The sequence below is a fragment of the Paenibacillus sp. NPDC101420 genome (assembly GCF_050277435.1).
In the GTDB taxonomy this organism is placed as follows: Bacteria; Bacillota; Bacilli; order Paenibacillales; family Paenibacillaceae; genus Paenibacillus_AQ.
This window is the reverse complement of sequence record NZ_JBNNSE010000007.1, coordinates 227,766-246,407: the sequence shown is the minus strand read 5'-3', so window position 1 is coordinate 246,407 and position 18,642 is coordinate 227,766. Positions and strand designations below refer to the sequence as shown.

Below are 18,642 nucleotides of genomic sequence, written 5' to 3'. Positions count from 1 at the left end.
AGGATGGGTGAACTGCTGCGCATGCTCAAGGAAACCTATCACTTCTTGACCGCTGCTTTTAGAATTTCAATCTTCTGTTCTCGGGTGATATCGGATGAAGTTGAAAGGCTGTATCCGAATTTGCCGCCATCTTGCCAATAAATGTATTTTGGGAAAATGTTTGCTGGAAGGTTATCGTCAAAATAACCTTTTTTCTTCCCTTCTTTCGCATCCACCACAAACTTCGTAATCGCAAGCGTATCTTCCCCGTTCGTGTATTCCAGGCGAATATCGTCGGCTTCTTTCCAGTCCATTTTTTTCGTGAAGACCGGTTTGCCGCTCTTCTTCCCTTCGGCTCTTAAATCATCGATGAACTTGCCTCCCAAGGGTCCTCCGATTCTCGCTTTGGAGAAAGTGTAACCTTCTGGCAGGTTGGAGGGCTTTTGCAAGACAACGCCTTTTAAGGTTGATGCTTTCTGGAGATATTCATCAAAGGAAATGTATTCCTTCGTCAGCCCCCAGTAGTTAAGATCAAGTCCGCTGTTGAGTGCCTTGTACTTATAATACATGACATAGGTATCTCCAGTCTTGGCGGTCAAATCCTTCACTCTCTTAATTTCTGCGTCAACCACCTTTTTTTCCGCTGCCGTTGGAGCTTGGACGGCTGCTTTTTTAGCCGTCGACTTCTGGGCTGACTTGGAAGAAGCCGCGTCTACCTCAAGGTTCATCGATGAACCCAATAGTAGAACACTGCTGAGGGTTGCGATGGCTAATTTTGATGCTGCTTTCATGTGAAAAACTCCTTTCTGTGATCATGTTTTAAAACTACACGTGTAGTTATAATTCAATACTACAGTTGTAGTTATATTTTGTCAACACTATTTTATCGGACCCTTTTCGAGTATCCATGAAATAAAAAAACTCCTCCGGAGAGCAGTTTGATCGTACGATGGATTCGTTATTGCTGTTTTTTTCCACCCCAAGGTTCCGGTTCCGGCGAATCTGGCGTTGGAAGCAGTCCTAGATCATGGAAGTTTAAATCGGCGATGCCGGTCTTTACATAAATTGGTTTTTAATTAAGGGTTGTTGCATCGTCTCAATTGTATGCTGGGTAATTTTGTGGAATTATACTAATAAAAAAACCGCGATTTACGCGGCGGTTCGACGTTAGGCTGAATGGTGCTACCTTTAATCAATTTTCTTATCGATCATCGTTGTTGCGACTCTCGTCAAACAAAGCTTTCAAGTCATCAATTTCTTTCTCGTTCAGCTTCTTATCCTGCAAAAAATTAGCGAGCATGGGTTTCAAGGCGCCGCCATACAGTTTCTTCATGAACGATTTAGTCTCCGACTTCAAATATTCTTGTTCGCTGATGAGTGGATAGAATAAAAAGTTCCGTTTGGATCCCTCTTCCTGTGTTGTTCCCGCCGCTTCTTTCTGCACTAGACGGTTCAGGAGCGTCCTTGTCGTATTCGGGCTCCACCCCACTTGTTCCGTCAATTGCTTGACGACCTGGCTGGAAGGACAATTCGGACTGGCCCACAATACGCGCATCACCTCGAGCTCCGCATCCGTGATGGGTGGTATTTTTGTCATGCCTAAACCCTCCAAAATCAAGTTATGACTACATCTGTAGTCACACTTAAATAGTACAATTGTGGTCTGATCTTGTCAACCTGCATTGTGTTTCATTCTAAAAATAAAGTTTTGCCGAGCTATTATCAATTGATAAACCAGTCAAATGCAGGTTAATAGTTATATCCTCATCTTGTCCTTCGGTTGTCTATGAAAACATAGCCTCCTCTTCTCCATTCTCTTGCTCAACATATTTCTCTATGTTTAGTGTCAATTAAAAACAGAATTTTCTCCATTTTTAAAGCTCGTAAAAATAAAAAAGAACACCGGTTAACTTTGAGCAAGCCCAAATTAACCGGTGTTCTTGAAATTATCCAAGTTCGCTACGTTTTGGCTGCCATGGAACACACGAAATGATCTTTGAAAGTTAATTCCCGAAAACAGTACAAACGTTTGTTTTTAGATTTTCACCTGTTGTGCGGTTTTAAATTTTCCTGAGAATCCTTATTATGTTAACAAAAAAATACGACCACGGAGCTCCCTTGGGACTAAGACTGCCCTGTCATTTATTATTCTGCAAATAGTTTCGCATACGGATTTTCGATCTTTTGTTCGCTGCTGCTCTTACCTGTGTTATTTAGAACATAATATTGATAGAAATGGTTTGAAAAATTCAATGATTCCAATGCTTTAGCCATAAATGGATCTTCCGTCTGATCACTCAATTGGTCCCCTGTCCAAAAATAATGCAACATGAGACGATTCTGGTTATACGGATGTTTGATAATGTAGGCTCCGGATTGATTAGACTTATTCATGATTTCCTGCCATTTAAAACCGACTGTATCAGCACGCTTGATGATGCCGGACTTCAAGGCTTGTACAAACCCATTCGCATCCGGTTTGCCGATGACAATGATATTACTGTCCCCTAGCTCCTTCTTAAGCTTGTTTTTTAATACTTGACGTTCCGTTATAATCGTTGGTTTTATTCCTGCTATTTGGAAGAAGCCTTGAAACTGGTTGAGCAGCTGATCCTGTTGTTTTGTTGCTTTGTCCGATGTCAAACGGTCGCTCAAGATAATCGTTAGCGGCTCGCCCTGCAACGTTTTATCGATAATTCGGCTCATCGTTTCAGACGGAACCTCTGGAAACTGCACAAACACTGAATGGTATATTGATTTAAATTGCTCGTACATATAAGCGGCTTCCTCGTCCGCTGTTAGACGATATTCAGACTTCAATGAATAATTGGGCTGACGCAAATCCGCTTCCCAATCATCTCTGACCTTTTTGCCCGCTTTGTTCTCAACAACCTGAAGCAGTCCTTCGATCGTCGCATTTTTGTATACATACTGGTCAAAATATGTCTGCATCAACTTATCAAACTTCTCTTCGCCAAGCGTACGATACAACTCATAGATGGCTTGACGGCCTTTTTTATAAAAAATAGCGTCGGGAGAATCGCCAACCTTATCATTGGATGCATCAAGCGGACTATCTAACGATACTTCATCGAATTGAATCACCTTGAATCCATTTAACGGATTTCCTTGTTTCTCATAGAAATATACCATAGAGAAATCGGCAAATCCTTCATCTAGAAATGATTCCTTCTCGGAATTATTTCCAATTAATGCGTGGAACCATTGATGCGCAATTTCATGGACAAATGCTGAATGGTTTGAAATATCTGGCTGACCCTCGATCATGCCCATCTGAATCATTCGCGAAAATTCAACAGCGATCCCTTCAACGTATGATTCAACAATTCTGAACTCCGGATAAGGATATTTACCATATTTTTCGCTGAAGAAGTTAATGACTTTAAACGCTTGATCAATATATTGATCGATAATCTGTTTTTTGTCTTTCTGATTATCAAAGTAATAGTATTGTATGGTCAGACCATCTCGTGTAACACTTTCTACTTTAAAATCCGGACTCGTGAAGAAGACAAATTCTCTCGTATTATTCGCAGTGGCCGTTACCATCTTGCGGCCTGCTTCGGCATCCTGTACGGTCAGTGTTCCAGGCATGGAAATCTGGTAATCGGCGGGTACATTCATGGTTACCTGATAATCCGCAGAATCATAATAATCGGATTCAAATGTAGTGCTGTAAGGAGTTTTGTCCCATGTATGATCTGCAGGGTTATAGACCGAAAGCACAGGGAACCAATGAGCGCCATTGATGATATTCTTGTAATGGGACAACCGCTGTGAGCCATAAGGAATTTTTACGTCGAATTCAAGTTCCAGTGTGATAGATTGCCCGGGCTGCAATGCTTGTCCCAATACAACCTTAAGTGCCTGATTCGTATTATCGAACTTCAAGGGTTGACCTAACGACTTCACATTGTTAATGTCAATGCCGCCCAGGAAATCTTCAGGTTTCTTATCCGGATTTTCCTTTGCCATTCGTTCATTTGAATTTTCGAACATACCCGACTGTGTTTCCTTTGAACGGTTTGCATCTGCAAAGGTGTGAAATACAATATTGTCCAGTGTATCCTTCGTGTTGTTTCGATAGGTCACAGTTTCTGTACCGTGAATTGTCATCTTCTTCTCATCAAGCCTTGCGTCTACTTGATAGCGCGCAAGCTGATGAACAGCCGCATCGGCTTCTAGCAACGAATCGTTCTGAATCGTTGGTTTCGCCGCCATCGCTATCCCCGTCCCGAAAACAGGGCCTGTACTTAATGCGACAACAAGACTGCCGGCAATCATGCACTTCGGTAGTTTAGTATTCCAATGTTTAAGTTTATTCATGTTGCTCCTCCTAATGATAAGTTCCTAATCATGATCGTAGATTCTCGAGTATGTACAAAGACTAGTATAAAGCTCTTACTTTACACGAGTTTTAAAGGAACCTTACATTAACCTTAAAAAGGAATCACTTATAGTTTTTTAAAACAGATACTCTGCACAAGTGTATTGCACTAACTCGATAAAACAGCGTTCCAAGGAGGTCCGCTCCCGCACTTGGCTTGACAATACATCTAGCCCAACAGGCTGCCGATATAGTAGCGCCTGTTGGGCTTCAAAAAAGGGTCTTATGTGGCTCTTGAACTAAAAACTTTAATTTTTATCATAATCAACATGAAAGCAAGCAAAGCGAATATGATTCCACTTCATATGAGCTGATGTATCCCCCATTGAGAGATAAACCATCACCAAGGGAAGCTCCCAACGTAATGGCATTTAAGCTTGTAGCTGCAGTCTTGATCACCGTATCCGATAATAATTTGCCACAGCTCCAGTGAATCATTGCTTCAAAGGTATAACCATGTTCCACGTATCGGAAGCATCCTTAAAACCATCACTGCCGTCCGAGACGGCCGCGAACAAATGAGTCGGCTTGCCGTTCTGGAACAACAGGAACGGCCGCTCCAGATTGCCCAGCGTCTGCACCGTACCGTCATCCCAACGCACCGTCCGGGAATAGCCTTGCGGCTGCCCACGCAAGCTCCATTTCAGTCCGTCCGACGACTTGGCGTAGATGCCGCCGTATTTTTCTCCGCATAGATGCCCTTCCATATCTTTGGCGATTAAATTGTATCCCTCGTTTGTTTGCCAGATAAAAGGGTCTTCGATATGGAAGGACTCTGGAGGAAACACCGGCTCGTCGCTCAGCACCCGGTACAGCCCCTCGTAGTGATCCGCATACGCAACGCCAATCGTCATACCGCCATGCAGGTTGCCTTCGTAGTGACGTGCCTTGTAGATCAGCAGCACGGAACCGTCCTCCCTGACACACGGAGCCGGATTGGAGGTCAGAAAGCTATCGAATCGGCCGGGACGTGTTGGCAATATCGGTTCATCCGCTCTGCGCCAGGGGCCCAAAACGCTGTCCGCTATAGCCAGACCTACCCGTTTGTTCGCCCGCGCCACGATGCATTGAGGATCGGTTAACCCGAAATTCCCGGGCGGCTCTGGATCGCTTAGCGGATGGGTCGAACCCGTATAATAAAGCAAATATTTGTTGTTGTGCTTGACGATATGGGGGTTGTGCGTGCAGCGTCCATCCCAATATTCCGCTCCCCTCGCCGGAAGCACCACCTCGCAGAATCGGTACGGTCCCTCGGGGGTATCCGAGTCTGCCCTGACAATCTCTGAAGCCGTCATCCAGCCGGGATGCATCGGCAGTGTCTTCGGCCAGCGCGAGGCAAACATATGGAATTTGCCGTCCTCACCCTTCACGACGGAACCGCACCATACCCAATAACCTTCCATACGGAAGCCGCCGCCACGTGGAGCCGGCAACATTGTGCTAGTATGCATGTACAGTCACCTCGTTTTTTCCCGCTGCTCCATAATTGCTGTGAAACATGGTCTCCCATCCTTCCAAATGAAGTGAATAACAGGACTGCTCCATACATCAATGGATCGACAAAGTCATGCCAGCGAGCCAACCGCCGGCATGCTTGCACATATATCGATCCTAAGGCGTATTCAGCCCCACATCGTCGGCCGCTAGCGGGCGATTCAGTAGAGGCGTGCCGGAATATTCGTCTGCCCCCACATCTACTGTCGCCCGCATTTGACCTTCCATATCCGCCAGCACGAACGCGTATGTTCCCACAGCTGCATCAATTGCCGGGCTGCTCGCGGACAGTTTCTGAATGCCGTTCACCGCAGTCAGCAGAGGATTGATATTTCGGATCTGCTCCGAGCTGCGCGATATGTTGCTAATAGTGCTGCCAAACCCGATGTTACCTTGGAACAGCGTATTTGTTGTCGCCGCCTCGTAATAAAGCGTGCCGGTGTTGTTGTATACGATATTGTTCGCCACGACGGAATCCTGCGGAGCATACGTTTTACCCGAGCCGATGACGATACCGGTTTTGCTGTTTACAATCGTATTGTTGACGATAAGCGCCCGGTAAACTTTCCATTGTTTGCGCAATTGTTCGACCGTCGGATTTGGAGGTGAGCCTCCAGTACCGCCGTCGAAGTCTCCGTTAGGCAAGTAGATTGCTTCGCCAGTCAAATTCTCAAAGTAGTTGTTATAAATCTTATGGTCATTGCCGAACATCCGGATGCCTTCCTGATCCGACTCCACACCGTCCCCGAGGAAGAAGTTACCATATACGCTGTTGTTATGGCCATGCCGCAGCGTCAGGCTGCCCTTGGACGTGCGGAATGTATTGAAGCGCACCGAATTGCTGCTGCTCTTGACCGATATGATTTCCGGCTCTCCATCGCAATTCTGAAATACATTGTATTGTATCGTATTATAGCCGTGGGAGAGCGTAAGACCCGACAAGCCGAGACGAATTGTCTCTTTGCCGTTAGCTACCCATGGGCCTACATCATGGAAATAGTTGTATTCGATAATATCGTATTGCGAAATTTGCCCTGAGCCATCCTGTCCTTCGTAAGCGATCAGCGGTTCGGTGTCGCTCTTCAGTCCGAAGTCGTTCCGGTCGATGCGGTTATGATGGCTGTTCGTGCCCCGCACTTGCAGCCACATCAAGCCACTCCCCGAGCTGGGAAGCGCAAACGTATTACGGGTCAGCCGCGCATGGTGCGAGCCTTCTAACACCACTGCGCCATTGCTTGTGTTCGTAAACTTTAATCCGTCCAGCACCACATGCGAGGAGTTCTCGATGCGGAAGCCTGACGCTCCCGAGATGATAGCCTGACCGCGGCTTTTCGCTTTAATGACGATTGGCGCGTTGGCAGTGCCGTTTTTGTTTTGAACAGCAAACGGGCTTGTACGCGAATACGTGCCGTTTGCCAACACAATCGTTTTACCCGCCGTAGCGGTTGCAAGCTCGGCAGCCAACTGCGTGGAAGTGCTAACTTCGACGACCGTCCCTTCGCTACCGCTGCCGCTTGAATCGCTACCATAAATTTCGACCTCGGCAAAGCTGTTCCAGGCGTTCACCGAGTTGCCATGGCCAACAATACGAACGTAGCGGACGGGGGCAACATCGGCAAAATCAAACGTCTGCAAGCTGTTGCTCAGACTGCTGACCGCTCCCGAAAGCACTGTACTGAAGTTGTAGCCATCATATGAAGTCTGGATATCAAAAGCGAAAGTTCGCTCCGCCCCGTTGGTGAAGGCGATCTTCACGTATTCCACCCGCTTGCTCGATCCAAGGTCGTATTGGATCCACTCCCCTTCGCCACTCGCTGACCAGCGTGTGTTAAGATCGCCGTCGATTGTATATGCGACGATATTGCCATCATCTCCGCTGGCCATAAGTTGTGGTAAGGTAATCGCCAACTTGCTTGCGCCTGGCGGAGATCCGTTCGCGGTGCCGTAGAGTTCAACTTCAGAATAACTGTTCCACAGGTTGGAGGAATTGCCGTGCCCAACGATCCTCACATAGCGGGTAGAATCGACATCCGGAAAATCGAACGTTTGCAGACCTTCCACAAGGCTGCTCACAACTCCGCTGCTGACGGTCGTAAAGGTGGAACCGTCCATTGACGTCAAAATATCAAAAGTAGAAGTGCGGCTTGACCCATTCAGAAATGCAATTTTGATGAAAGACAATTTGCGATTTACGCCCAAATCGTACTGGATCCATTGCATGTCGCCATTCGCCGACCAACGTGTTAAGAAATCGCCGTCCACCGTGTTGGCTGGAACGTTGCCGTCATCTCCGCTCGCCGTCACGTCGGAGCTGCCAATTGTGAACTTTGTATCAGCCGCACTTGCCGTTCCTGGTATTAACGCAACCAGCATACAGATCAAAATAATGAACGTCATACTTTTGGTTCCCATAATTCATTTTCATCCTTTCCATTATGAAATGATGGTTATTGAATCATTCCCTTCGTTCCGTCCGGCACCTCCTCTCAAGAATACGAAAGCCGGGAGGAGCTTCCTGTCCTCCCGGCTTCGTGATTATGGCCTTTGACCCCGCTTAAAAAACATGCTGGCTCCAGCCTTTGCTCTTCGCCAAAGCTTCAATATAATAGTAATCGCCGTATATCAGCGATACGTTGATGTTGGTATTGACTGGTTTATGACCGGTTGCGCCGAGCAGGATGCCTTCATACTCCGGCTTGTCGAGCGCACTGTAGTTGTTCGACAGCGAGCGAAGAATGCGCGTGGCCGCGCGCTGATATAAAGCGGCTTCCTCAGGAGCCACCTGCGACGCGATATCGATCAAGCCAGATGCTGCGCAGCTCGCCGCTGAGGTGTCGCGCGGCTCGTCCGTCAAGTCGGTCGCCGCACGGAAATCCCAATGCGGCACATCGTCTTCCGCCAACGCGCTGATGAAATAATGTGCCACCCCCTTCGCCGCATTCAAGTAACGTGCTTCTCCCGTATAGCGGTAAGCGCAGCTCATCCCGTAGAGCGCCCAAGCTTGGCCCCGCGACCAGGACGAATGCGGCGCGAAGCCCTGTCCGCCGTCATAACGCTCCACTTCGCCCGTCTCCGGATCAAAAATAACGATATGACGCACCGAGCCGTCGCCTCGGATGAATGAGCGAAGCACCATATCTGCATGGGCGACCGCAATATGCTTGAAGCGCGGATCATCGCTTTCTTCACTCGCCCAGAACAGAAGCGGCAAATTCATCATCGAATCGATGATCGACCAACCCGTCTGGTTGCGGGGCCAGGCTCGAATGAACTGTCCTGCCGGGTTGTACCTGCCCGCCAGATAGTTGGCGGCGAACAGGCCGCGCCGCCGAGCGTCCGGGTCGCCGGTCAGCTTGTAGCGGATAACCGATGTCGGCAGGAACTGAAAGCCAACATCGTGGTGGAAATGGTTGTCCCGCAAGTAACATTGCTCCATGCGTTCGTCCCAAGGCTCCGCCTCCTCCCGATAACGTTGCTCGCCGGTCATATCGTACAGAATCCACAGAATGCCCGGCCAGAAGCCTGAAATCCACTGATCCACTTTGATCTGGTCATATTTGCCCGCCGCCGAAACATGTGGCGCTTCTGTCCAGCCCGCTTCGATCATATGATCAACTTTAATCTTCACTTTATCCCACCAAGCCGTCAGCTCGGATGGTTTCAGGTTCACATTTTCATTGCTCATCTCTGAATTCCACCCCTTCTCTAACCTTTAATGGCACCGATCAAGGCGCCTTTCACAAAATATTTTTGCAATAGCGGATAGACCAAAAAAATCGGAAGGGTTGCTACCATAATCGTGGCGTATTTCAATGTTTCGCCCAATATGATGATCTCATCCTGGGAGGCTCCTTCCGCCATGGAGTTTGCCTCGCCAATAATCAAAATTTCTCGCAGGATCAACTGCAACGGATACAGCGACCGATCCTGAAGGAAGATCATGGCGTTAAACCAGGAGTTCCAGTGGCTTACTCCGTAATACAGGCCTACCACTGCAAGCACGGGCTTGCATAGCGGCAGGAAGATGCGGAACAGAATGCCAAAGTCATTGGCGCCGTCGATCTTGGCCGACTCTTCTAGCGCATCCGGCACTGCCTCGAACGATGTTCGCATGATAATGAGGTTAAATGCGCTTATTGCGGTAGGCAGGATCAGCGCCCACAGTGTGTCCGTAATGCCCAACCCTCTGACCAGCAAGTAGAACGGAATTAATCCACCGCTGAAAAACATGGTAAATACGATAAACAACGTAAGCTGCTTGCGATATTGCAATGTTTTTCTGGACAAGGCGTATGCGGCAAAAGAAGTAAGCAGCAAATTGAGAGCCACGCCTACAATGACAATAAATAATGTGTTGCGGTAGCCGAGCAGGATCATCGGGTTGCTGAATACCGCCTCATATGTTTCAAGCGAGAAGCCCAGCGGCTTCCAAAGAATGCCCTTATGCGCCATCATCAGCGCTGGTTCGCTGAATGAAGCAAATGCCACGTATAGAATTGGGTACACTGTTACAATCATGAGCGCGGACAAAAACAGCGTATTGCAAACCCGGAATATATGTTCACCCAAGCTTACTCGCATGCGAACCCTCCTCTACCACAAACCCGTATTGTTCAACTTCCGGCTTATCCAGTTGGAGCCGATAACTAGCGCGAAGTTAATCACGGAGTTGAACAATCCGACAGCGGAGCTGAAACTGAATTGAAAATCTTGAAGCCCGATCCGGTACACATACGAGGAAATGACATCCCCTGTCACATAAGTGGTCGGGTTGTACAACAGAATAACTTTCTCGAAGCCAACGCTCATAATTCGGCCAATGTTCAGGATGAGCAATATAACGAAAACGGGAAGCAGACCGGGTAGGGTAATATGAAGCATCTGCTTCCAGCGTCCACCCCCGTCGATCTTGCAAGCTTCATATTGCTCGAGATCGATCGCAGACAGCGCGGCCAAATAAATAATTGTACCCCAGCCTATATGCTGCCATATATTCGACGAAACGAAGATTGTCCGGAAAAAAGACGGCTCCAGCAGCATCGTAACCCGCTCACCACCGAAAAATGCGATAATATCGTTAATGACGCCGTCACTGCTCGTAAAATCTTTGATCATGCCGCAAATAATGACAAGCGAAATAAAATGCGGCAAATAAGTAATCGTCTGAACCGAACGCTTGAACAGTGCATTTTTCACCTCATTAAGCAACAAGGCGAGAATAAGCGGAGCGGGAAAACCGAAAATGAGATCGTACAAGCTAATCATCAGAGTGTTTTTTAACACCCGCCAAAAATACATCCCGCCAAAAAAGTCTTTGAAATGCTCAAGTCCTACCCACGCGCTGCCCCCGATTCCAAGCCGGGGGTTAAAATCCTTAAACGCAATAATCGAACCGTACATCGGGAAATAATGAAAAATAATGAAATATAACAAAACAGGAGTAAGCATCATGTACAAATACTTGTTCTTAACCATGTCTTTCGCAATATTAAGCGGCAGACGACCGGCATGCGTGACTTTGCTGCGTCCCAGCTTCAATTGAGCCATCTCCTACTCCTCCTATCCAAATCCAGCATTATCGGCAGGGGATGGCTGCACCATTCCCTTGCCCCACGGCATCCTGCAGCCAGCCGTGAGACGATACATGGAGTTATCTGTTGTTGTAGCGATCCAAAGCGCCTTGATAGATGTCGATTACATCACGAATCCCCATATCTTCCAGCTGCTTCACAAAGCTGTCGAACTTGTCGAGCGGCTCGTTGCCCATTACAAATTTGATGAACATTTCTTCCAGATACGTGTTGATTGCCGTCATCGTCTGCGCTACCTTCTTGCTCTCATCTACAGTAGGTGTAATGAACGCGGGCAAAATATGTTTCGCCGCATCGGTCTCCGACCAAATCTGGACCGCCTCGTCCTGTTGTGGGAACGTGTTGGTCGTTTTTTGCTCATGCATCGGAAATGGACCGTTCGGAACCGTATACTGCGCCAACATCTGCTGTGAAGTGTACTTATCGTTTTTTACGATCATATCAGTAAATTTCGGAACGCCATTGTCCATCGTGTAGCTTTCGCCTTCAACGCCGAAGTTGTACATCATGGTTCCTTGCTCGCTAAATGCGAAGTCCAGCCATTTTACGATCGTTTCCAGGTCTTTCGCCGATGTCGTCACGGCCGCGCTTGCTTTCGGGTTATATTTGAAATCGCGCTGTCCGGTGAACGGTTTTTCGCCTGCTTTCAATACCGGATAAGGAGCCGCTACAAGATCAAAAGCCGGATTTTGGGCTTTACCGGACTCCAGCCATTTGCCCATGCCGCCGCCCAGAAGGAAAACAGTCGCGCCGGACTCACCGTTCAGAAGCCGCTTATCCAGCGTGTCGCGTTCGACGATCGGGAAGTCTTTATCAATCAGCCCTTCGGAATACCACTGGCGGAACAGCGTCATAACATCCTTGTATTGCGGATCTAACGGACCGTATTTCACTTTGCCTAGGTCGTCAATATAGAAGCCGTGCGATGTTTTGTATGCGCCGAAGAACGCGTCCTGCAAATTCATTTTGTTCGCGTATAGCGCCGTCAGCGGTGCTACGGCGCCTTTTTTCTCTTTGAACGCCGTCAGAACCTTATGCCAATCGTCTATCGTTACAGGCAATTGCAGCCCTAGCTCATCCAACCAATCTTTGCGCAGCATTGGTCCGCGGAAGACTAATCCTTCCTCGTTTCGCACCATCGGGAAGACGTAATATTGGCCACTGTCGGTCTTCACCATTTTATCCAGCTCTGGATTAGCTTCCAGCATCTTCTTCAGGTTAGGCGCATATTGGTCGATCAAATCGTTTAGCGGTACGATAACCCCGTCTGAAATCGCCTTTTCCGGTCCACCCGGATAAATACTCCAGTCGTACTCCAGCACATCCGGCAGCTTGCTGGAAGCCAGCAACAAATTAAACTGCTCTTCAGCTTGACTTTCGGTCGGATGGATGTAGTTCACTTTCACGCCGGTAGCTTCTGCAATCGCCTTCCCGATCGGCGCTTCCCCCAGATTCGTTGTAAATGTAATCAGGTTTCCGTTGATTGGAGCCCAGTATGAGAAAGTATCTTTTGTATCCAGCGGATACACCGGCATATCCGATCCCTCGTTGCCTTTGCTTACGCCATCGCCGCCCTTATTGCTGACGGCGCTTTGAGTCGGCTCTGTCTTATCCTTGTTTCCAGAGCTCCCATTACTGGAGCATGCGGTTAACAACAATGAAAGTACCATTGCGATCCCCAGTGTGAGCTGCAGCCTCTTATGAGTCTTGACGTTGCGATTTTTCGCCATTGTGCCCTCCGTTCTTTTCGTCTCGAATATGTTGGTGTGAATACGCTTTCAACATATCGTTAATCCGGTGCCGCAAGCTATCGTTAAAACCTAAAATATACTGCAATTTCTCAAAAATGAGGGTAACAAAACCGCATGTATGCCACTTTTTCTTGAAAAGAAAAGCCCAAGAGCTACTTGACTTCCCTGTAGCGCCCGGGCGTTATCCCTTCAAATTTTTTGAATATACGATGGAAGGTATTCACATCGTTGTAACCAACCTTCAGCGATATTTCGCTGACCGTATATTTCCCGCCGATAAGCAGCAATTTGGCCTGCACCAGCCGCGTCTTGTTAATATAATCGAGCAGAGATTCGCCGGCAAGTTCCTTGAACAGTTTGGAAACATACGACGGCGTCATGGAGAAGGCTTCCCCGATCATCGAAATGTTCAGGTTCTCGTCCTGGTAATACTCGTTGACATATTTCATGACCTTATCGATTAGCGGATTGCTGCAGTATTCGCGGTTATTATTAACGTAGCCGCACAGAAGCTCTAGCATATCGTAAAGCTGGCTGCGCATCTCCCCTACCGTCTGGCATTGCATCAGGCGTTCGATGGCGCGCACTCCGTCAGGCATATCCGGCTTGCCTGCGATGCGGATTTCGCTGATTACTTTTTGCAGCGTAGCCATTAGATCGAACATGAGACATTTGGCAGTATGAAAAGGAAACGGCTCCTTCGTCACATTTTTCTGAATGATCTCCCCGACGAACGCTTTTGCCTTATCGAGCTGCCCTTCGCGAACCATAACGATCAATTGCTGCTCGACCTTGAGCGGATAAAAATAACCACCTGGAGCAGCCCCTAGGTTGTCGTTACCGCTCAGGTCCCCATAATGAATAATGCCCCCGCTACCTACAATGATTCGGTATTCCATCGCCTCGATTGCTTCCTGGAACGCCTGGAAGATGCCATATTCGCCCTCCTGTTGCGCGCTGATGGCAGCGGTCAACTGTACATGAGCATGATTGGAGATGAACGACATCGTTTCTTCCGCGATGTGCCCCAGCTCCCCCCGCTGTTCCGTCGGCGATACAAGCTGATGGTTGACGATGCAGGCTAGCAACTCCTGGTCCAGCTCTACCGCATAGGCGTTTACTGACTTTCGTGCGACCTCCTCGACCACGTTGGCGATCAGGAAGTGCAGCAACCGCTTATTATGGACCTGATCCTCATCCTTCCGATGGAACTTGCCGAAGTGCTCGATGCGCAGCAAAATAACAGAAAATCCGCCCAGCGGGAAACGCAGATCATAGGCTGAGAACGATTCGTGCAACGGGATATGGCTGTCGAGTTGCCCCTTCAGCAGCCGCTGCAAAAAGTGCGATCTGAGTGTATTGTTATGCTGATTCAGTTTGTAATGAAGCTCCTCCTTCTCATGGAAGGTGCTGCTCAGTGCCTGCTCCAGAAAGGAGTATTCATTGGAGCCGCGATCAAAGGTAAAACCCGCCTTGAACGACAAGCTCTGGATCAGTGCATGGATCGGCAGGTAGTTCCGTTTGAGGAGCCAATACGTCACGCCACCGCCAACAATAAGGCAAAGCAAGATGCTGGCGATCGTCAATTGCTCTACCACGTTCATTTTCTGGTGATATACGTTCGCCGGCAGCGTCATCACATATTTCCATCCCGTAATGGATGAGGTTGTGTAGGATGCAACAAGCCGGTGACCGTCAGTCTCGATCTCAAGTTGCCCCGATTCTTTCGACATATCGCTGTATAATAGAGCAGGTTCCGACAGCGAATCGCCCGTAGACGCAATGAACCGGTTGTCTTTATCCAGAATAAAGATCGTACCTTTCTCAGGCGCCGAAGCTTGCTCTAGCAGCTTACTGCGGTCAATCATGAACAGCAAGACAGCTCCAGGTTGATTCATGATTGTTGAGTTCACATTTTGGGCATACATGACCGTTGGCCGCCACTCATTCTCTTCAGACACAACAACGGAGTGGTAGCCTTTAATGTACCCTTGGTCAAAATATTCTCGTAACGACTGGAAGGGCATATGCTCTTCAAGGCGAATATGGTCGTATAACGCTTCGATGTTCATACGGTTGTTGCGGGCGATGACCGTATCGCTATTTTTGTAGTAAATATAAATACCTTCAAGAAAATCGTTAGCGATTTCGTATACGCGCAAATCATTAGCGATTTGGTATACATCGTAGTGGTCCGAATCAGACAGATTGGTATCGGCCGAAATAAATGCTGCGATTCGTCTGTTGAGGCTCACCTCGAGGCTTAGATTCTCGATTCCTTTGAACTGGCTATCTATGGCTTGCTCCATCTGAAGAAGAATAGATTGGTTGGCACGGTTAATTTCAGCCTTTACAACGTTCAGCGTCGCGCCGTATATAACGCCGCTGATCAGAATGGGCACGAGCAGCACCGAGACGTAAGAAAGCATCCAGGTCATGTATACACTGCGATTTTTATGCCGGAGCTGCTTCAGATAGATTGTCCACCGGTTTCGAGTTTGGGCCATAGGTTCTCCTCCATGTTAGCTTTAGTCGGAGTCGGGACCGACGTCAATTCTTGTCAGAATAGCCGGACAACGAATATCCGCGACATCCGCTTTATGATTGTTAATACAAACCGCCGGAGACGGCCGGTATTCATAGATGGCCGGCTGCTCTTTGCCGCATATTCGATTGTAAGCGATTACACATTGCTCCGGCGCATAAGGAATCCGCTTGCCGAGCGTAATGCCGTGACGACAATTGACAATCGTATTATTCACTACGCTGGCTCGATAGACGCGCCAATGTTTCCTCAGTTCCTCCTGCGTCGGCGCCTCGGGATAGCCGTCCGATCCGCCATCGTAGTTGCCGCCATCAATGAGCAGCGCATCCAACGTCAAGTTTTCCATATAGTTTTCAAAAATGTGATGGTCGTTTCCGTAAATGCGAAATCCGCCCATTTCTTCCTTCACGCCATCGCCGATAAATACATTATTATGAAAGCGATTTCCATGTCCGTGACGCGCTGTCACTTGGCCGGCGGAGTTAAGGAACGTGTTGTACCGGACTGTATTATAGCAGCTTTTTACCGAAATAATCTCGGGCTCTCCGTCGCAATTTTCAAACAGGTTGTGTTGAATGGTAATATAGCCGTTCGAGAGAGAGATGCCGGACAGGCCGAGCCGGATCGCTTCAAGCCCATTGACGACACGCGGGCCTATATGATGAAAATAATTATATTCAATGACATCATGCTGCGAGATTTGTTCACCGTCGCCATCAAAAACAACGAGCGGTCCAAGGTCGGCCTTTGGCCCGAACTCGTTGCGTTCGATCCGGTTCCAGCCGCTGCCGCTTCCCAGCACTGACAGCAGGCTATACTCCGCCCCAACCTGTCGCGGCTCAAATCTATTCCGCGCAATCCTCACATGCTGCGAACCGTCCAGAATGATAGATTCGCGCTGCCCGACCTGGAAATGCAGTCCCCATACCTCTACATAAGCAGAGTTCAAGATGCGTATACTTGATTCTCCAGCGATCGTCGCTTTTCCTTTATTTACAGCGCGAATGCTTAATATTGCGGTGTCCGATCCTACTTTGCCTTCAATAATATAATCTTCATTCCGTTCGTAAACGCCGTCTGCCAACAAGATCGAAGAACCAGGTTCTGCCCGGCCAATTGCTGCCGCCAATTCGTCGCTACTCGATACCCAATAAATAGTAGTCATTTTCTCACCTGCTTCCTATAGAATAGGCGGATATGAACCGCAGCCTCTTCAGGATCATATCCGCAACTTCACAACCTCTATTATGAAAGATACGTTTCCCATGCCATAGTGTAAAAAAATGAAGCAATCATAAAAATGTAAACTGAGGCACAAAATGAGCGGGAATTACCGCCTTGCCAGCTGTAAATCGCAACCTGCCGGTGTACAATAAATGAGAAAGGACGTATCCCGACACCAAATCGTGGATACGTCCCCATTGTTGTTGCCTGCTCTGCCGCCCGCTTACCCGAAAAAGAAGTACGCAACCTTCATCTCTTCTTCTTTCAACAGCAACTTTTGTGCCGCTTCGAGCAAAGGCGTGCGGTCATAGACAAGACTTTTCATCGCTATTTTGCCATCACTAATCGTGAAATAGTGCGCTTCTTTCGATGGATCGTCGCGACGGCGGTAGGACACGCTTCCCGGATTCAGCCACAAACTGTCGTCACTCAAATAATGAATGCATCTGCGATGTGTATGTCCGAAAATAATGCGGCGATCTTCTTTGGCCCCAATTGTCCTGACGTTGCGTTCCCCCCAGAAAGCATCGTACTTGGGCAAGCTATCAATCGTCAAATAGTTTTCGTACAGATGTTGCATTGTATAGCTATAGCCGTCCATCTCGAATGTGCGGTAGACCGGTATGCTTTCGAGGAAGGAAATTTCCGCTTCGCCGAGCAGCCTTGCATTGTAATGCGCCCACTTGATCTTATCCTCCGCCACATCGTGACCGCTATTGCCGTTTCGGTACAGGTCGATAATAATGTCGTCATGGTTACCGCGAACACAATTCGCATCGTTCTTATGCACCCATTCGATAACTTCCCGCGGGAAAGGCCCGTAGTCTACAAGATCTCCCGCGCAATAAATCACGTCACAGTCGGATTCTGCCTTGCGGATCGATTCCAGCGCTTTGACGTTGCTGTGAATATCCGAAATAATTAAAGCTTTCATAATCGATTCAACTCCCTAAGATTCAACATTCTCAGCAGTACCGTCACCACATCCGCCACGTAGCTTTATCGTCTGGCATGAAATGGTCCCGCGGCAGACGCACCTCAATGATTCCGGCGGCAGACGCCAAGGAAACAGCCTGTCTTTCCCAGTCGGGGGTGTCTCCACTGTCCTCAAACCACTGCGGCGCATGGGCGCCGTCCACAACATTGGCCGGGACATAATTGGAGGCTGGTTGCGACGAATTGGCCGTAACGGAACATGCGTGTAACCCTATTTGACGATTCCCTTCAGTCGGTAGCCTTCGGACAATATTCTGTTGACATTGCGTATCAGGCTGTTCTCCCATTTGTCGAGTGCACTCTCCCTCCTTTATATAAAAAGATGGAACCTTGATAAATCGTCAAAAGCTAAAATCGCCATCAAATATTCTAACTTCTTATCTCCAATTTTTGGAATGAACATCAAATCTTAAAAAAGTCACTCACATCTCACGAATATGCATAGAAACATCTTTGTAGCTATTTTTATATACAGCATTCAATATTCTCCAAATGAAAAGCATCAACAACATGATCCTTTTTATTTGGAGAAGTAAACCAAACGACATCCGGCCTTAGATGTTTTAGCAAGATTTCATTTTCACAACTCCCTTTGTTCATTTTAATTATTATGTTTCTTGCCCTGGTCATATATTGCTTGAAGCCAATTTTGTA

General features: G+C 47.9%; 12 protein-coding genes. All 12 read right to left on the bottom strand.

What is annotated here, in order from left to right; translation table 11 throughout:
- Positions 1-38: 38 nt before the first annotated feature.
- The 12 genes from ACQKMP_RS25475 to ACQKMP_RS25420 all read right to left on the bottom strand — a co-directional run bounded on the left by ACQKMP_RS25475 (position 39) and on the right by ACQKMP_RS25420 (position 17,926).
- Positions 39-770: a hypothetical protein gene (locus ACQKMP_RS25475; RefSeq protein ID WP_341044391.1), complete on the bottom strand. Its 732-nt coding sequence runs from the start codon at positions 768-770 to the stop codon at positions 39-41.
- Between the two features lie 410 nt (positions 771-1,180).
- A complete protein-coding gene (locus ACQKMP_RS25470) occupies positions 1,181-1,576 on the bottom strand; it encodes a BlaI/MecI/CopY family transcriptional regulator (RefSeq protein WP_427471688.1) in 396 nt (131 codons plus the stop codon).
- Between the two features lie 548 nt (positions 1,577-2,124).
- Complete coding sequence (locus ACQKMP_RS25465) at positions 2,125-4,326, bottom strand: M1 family metallopeptidase (protein WP_427471686.1); 2,202 nt, start codon at positions 4,324-4,326, stop codon at positions 2,125-2,127.
- Between the two features lie 495 nt (positions 4,327-4,821).
- Positions 4,822-5,790 carry a glycoside hydrolase family protein gene (locus tag ACQKMP_RS25460; protein ID WP_427471684.1) on the bottom strand — a complete coding sequence of 323 codons (969 nt, stop codon included), beginning with the start codon at positions 5,788-5,790 and terminating at the stop codon, positions 4,822-4,824.
- Between the two features lie 208 nt (positions 5,791-5,998).
- Positions 5,999-8,293 carry a chondroitinase-B domain-containing protein gene (locus tag ACQKMP_RS25455; protein ID WP_427471683.1) on the bottom strand — a complete coding sequence of 765 codons (2,295 nt, stop codon included), beginning with the start codon at positions 8,291-8,293 and terminating at the stop codon, positions 5,999-6,001.
- A gap of 142 nt (positions 8,294-8,435) precedes the next feature.
- Positions 8,436-9,566, bottom strand: a complete 1,131-nt coding sequence (locus ACQKMP_RS25450; RefSeq protein WP_427471681.1) for a glycoside hydrolase family 88 protein — start codon at positions 9,564-9,566, stop codon at positions 8,436-8,438.
- A 20-nt stretch (positions 9,567-9,586) separates the two neighbouring features.
- Positions 9,587-10,462 carry a carbohydrate ABC transporter permease gene (locus tag ACQKMP_RS25445; protein WP_042188472.1) on the bottom strand — a complete coding sequence of 292 codons (876 nt, stop codon included), beginning with the start codon at positions 10,460-10,462 and terminating at the stop codon, positions 9,587-9,589.
- A 12-nt stretch (positions 10,463-10,474) separates the two neighbouring features.
- A complete protein-coding gene (locus ACQKMP_RS25440; protein ID WP_042188470.1) occupies positions 10,475-11,428 on the bottom strand; it encodes an ABC transporter permease in 954 nt (317 codons plus the stop codon).
- A gap of 103 nt (positions 11,429-11,531) precedes the next feature.
- On the bottom strand, positions 11,532-13,202 hold the full coding sequence (locus ACQKMP_RS25435; protein WP_427471678.1) for an extracellular solute-binding protein: 1,671 nt from the start codon (positions 13,200-13,202) through the stop codon (positions 11,532-11,534).
- A 173-nt stretch (positions 13,203-13,375) separates the two neighbouring features.
- Complete coding sequence (locus ACQKMP_RS25430) at positions 13,376-15,730, bottom strand: AraC family transcriptional regulator (protein ID WP_427471676.1); 2,355 nt, start codon at positions 15,728-15,730, stop codon at positions 13,376-13,378.
- A 21-nt stretch (positions 15,731-15,751) separates the two neighbouring features.
- Positions 15,752-16,933: a polysaccharide lyase 6 family protein gene (locus tag ACQKMP_RS25425; RefSeq protein ID WP_052404304.1), complete on the bottom strand. Its 1,182-nt coding sequence runs from the start codon at positions 16,931-16,933 to the stop codon at positions 15,752-15,754.
- 282 nt (positions 16,934-17,215) lie between these two features.
- Positions 17,216-17,926, bottom strand: coding sequence for a metallophosphoesterase family protein (locus ACQKMP_RS25420; RefSeq protein ID WP_427471674.1), 711 nt, complete (start codon positions 17,924-17,926; stop codon positions 17,216-17,218).
- Positions 17,927-18,642: the final 716 nt, after the last annotated feature.

Excerpts from the sequence above, each read along its gene's own strand:
- ACQKMP_RS25445 (WP_042188472.1), bottom strand. The coding sequence starts at position 10,462 with ATGCGAGTAAGCTTGGGTGAACATATATTCCGGGTTTGCAATACGCTG.
- ACQKMP_RS25465 (WP_427471686.1), bottom strand. The coding sequence starts at position 4,326 with ATGAATAAACTTAAACATTGGAATACTAAACTACCGAAGTGCATGATT.
- ACQKMP_RS25460 (WP_427471684.1), bottom strand. The coding sequence starts at position 5,790 with ATGGAAGGTTATTGGGTATGGTGCGGTTCCGTCGTGAAGGGTGAGGAC.
- ACQKMP_RS25420 (WP_427471674.1), bottom strand. The coding sequence starts at position 17,926 with ATGAAAGCTTTAATTATTTCGGATATTCACAGCAACGTCAAAGCGCTG.
- ACQKMP_RS25455 (WP_427471683.1), bottom strand. The coding sequence starts at position 8,293 with ATGGGAACCAAAAGTATGACGTTCATTATTTTGATCTGTATGCTGGTT.
- ACQKMP_RS25430 (WP_427471676.1), bottom strand. The coding sequence starts at position 15,730 with ATGGCCCAAACTCGAAACCGGTGGACAATCTATCTGAAGCAGCTCCGG.
- ACQKMP_RS25450 (WP_427471681.1), bottom strand. The coding sequence starts at position 9,566 with ATGAGCAATGAAAATGTGAACCTGAAACCATCCGAGCTGACGGCTTGG.
- ACQKMP_RS25425 (WP_052404304.1), bottom strand. The coding sequence starts at position 16,933 with ATGACTACTATTTATTGGGTATCGAGTAGCGACGAATTGGCGGCAGCA.
- ACQKMP_RS25470 (WP_427471688.1), bottom strand. The coding sequence starts at position 1,576 with ATGACAAAAATACCACCCATCACGGATGCGGAGCTCGAGGTGATGCGC.
- ACQKMP_RS25440 (WP_042188470.1), bottom strand. The coding sequence starts at position 11,428 with ATGGCTCAATTGAAGCTGGGACGCAGCAAAGTCACGCATGCCGGTCGT.
- ACQKMP_RS25435 (WP_427471678.1), bottom strand. The coding sequence starts at position 13,202 with ATGGCGAAAAATCGCAACGTCAAGACTCATAAGAGGCTGCAGCTCACA.
- ACQKMP_RS25475 (WP_341044391.1), bottom strand. The coding sequence starts at position 770 with ATGAAAGCAGCATCAAAATTAGCCATCGCAACCCTCAGCAGTGTTCTA.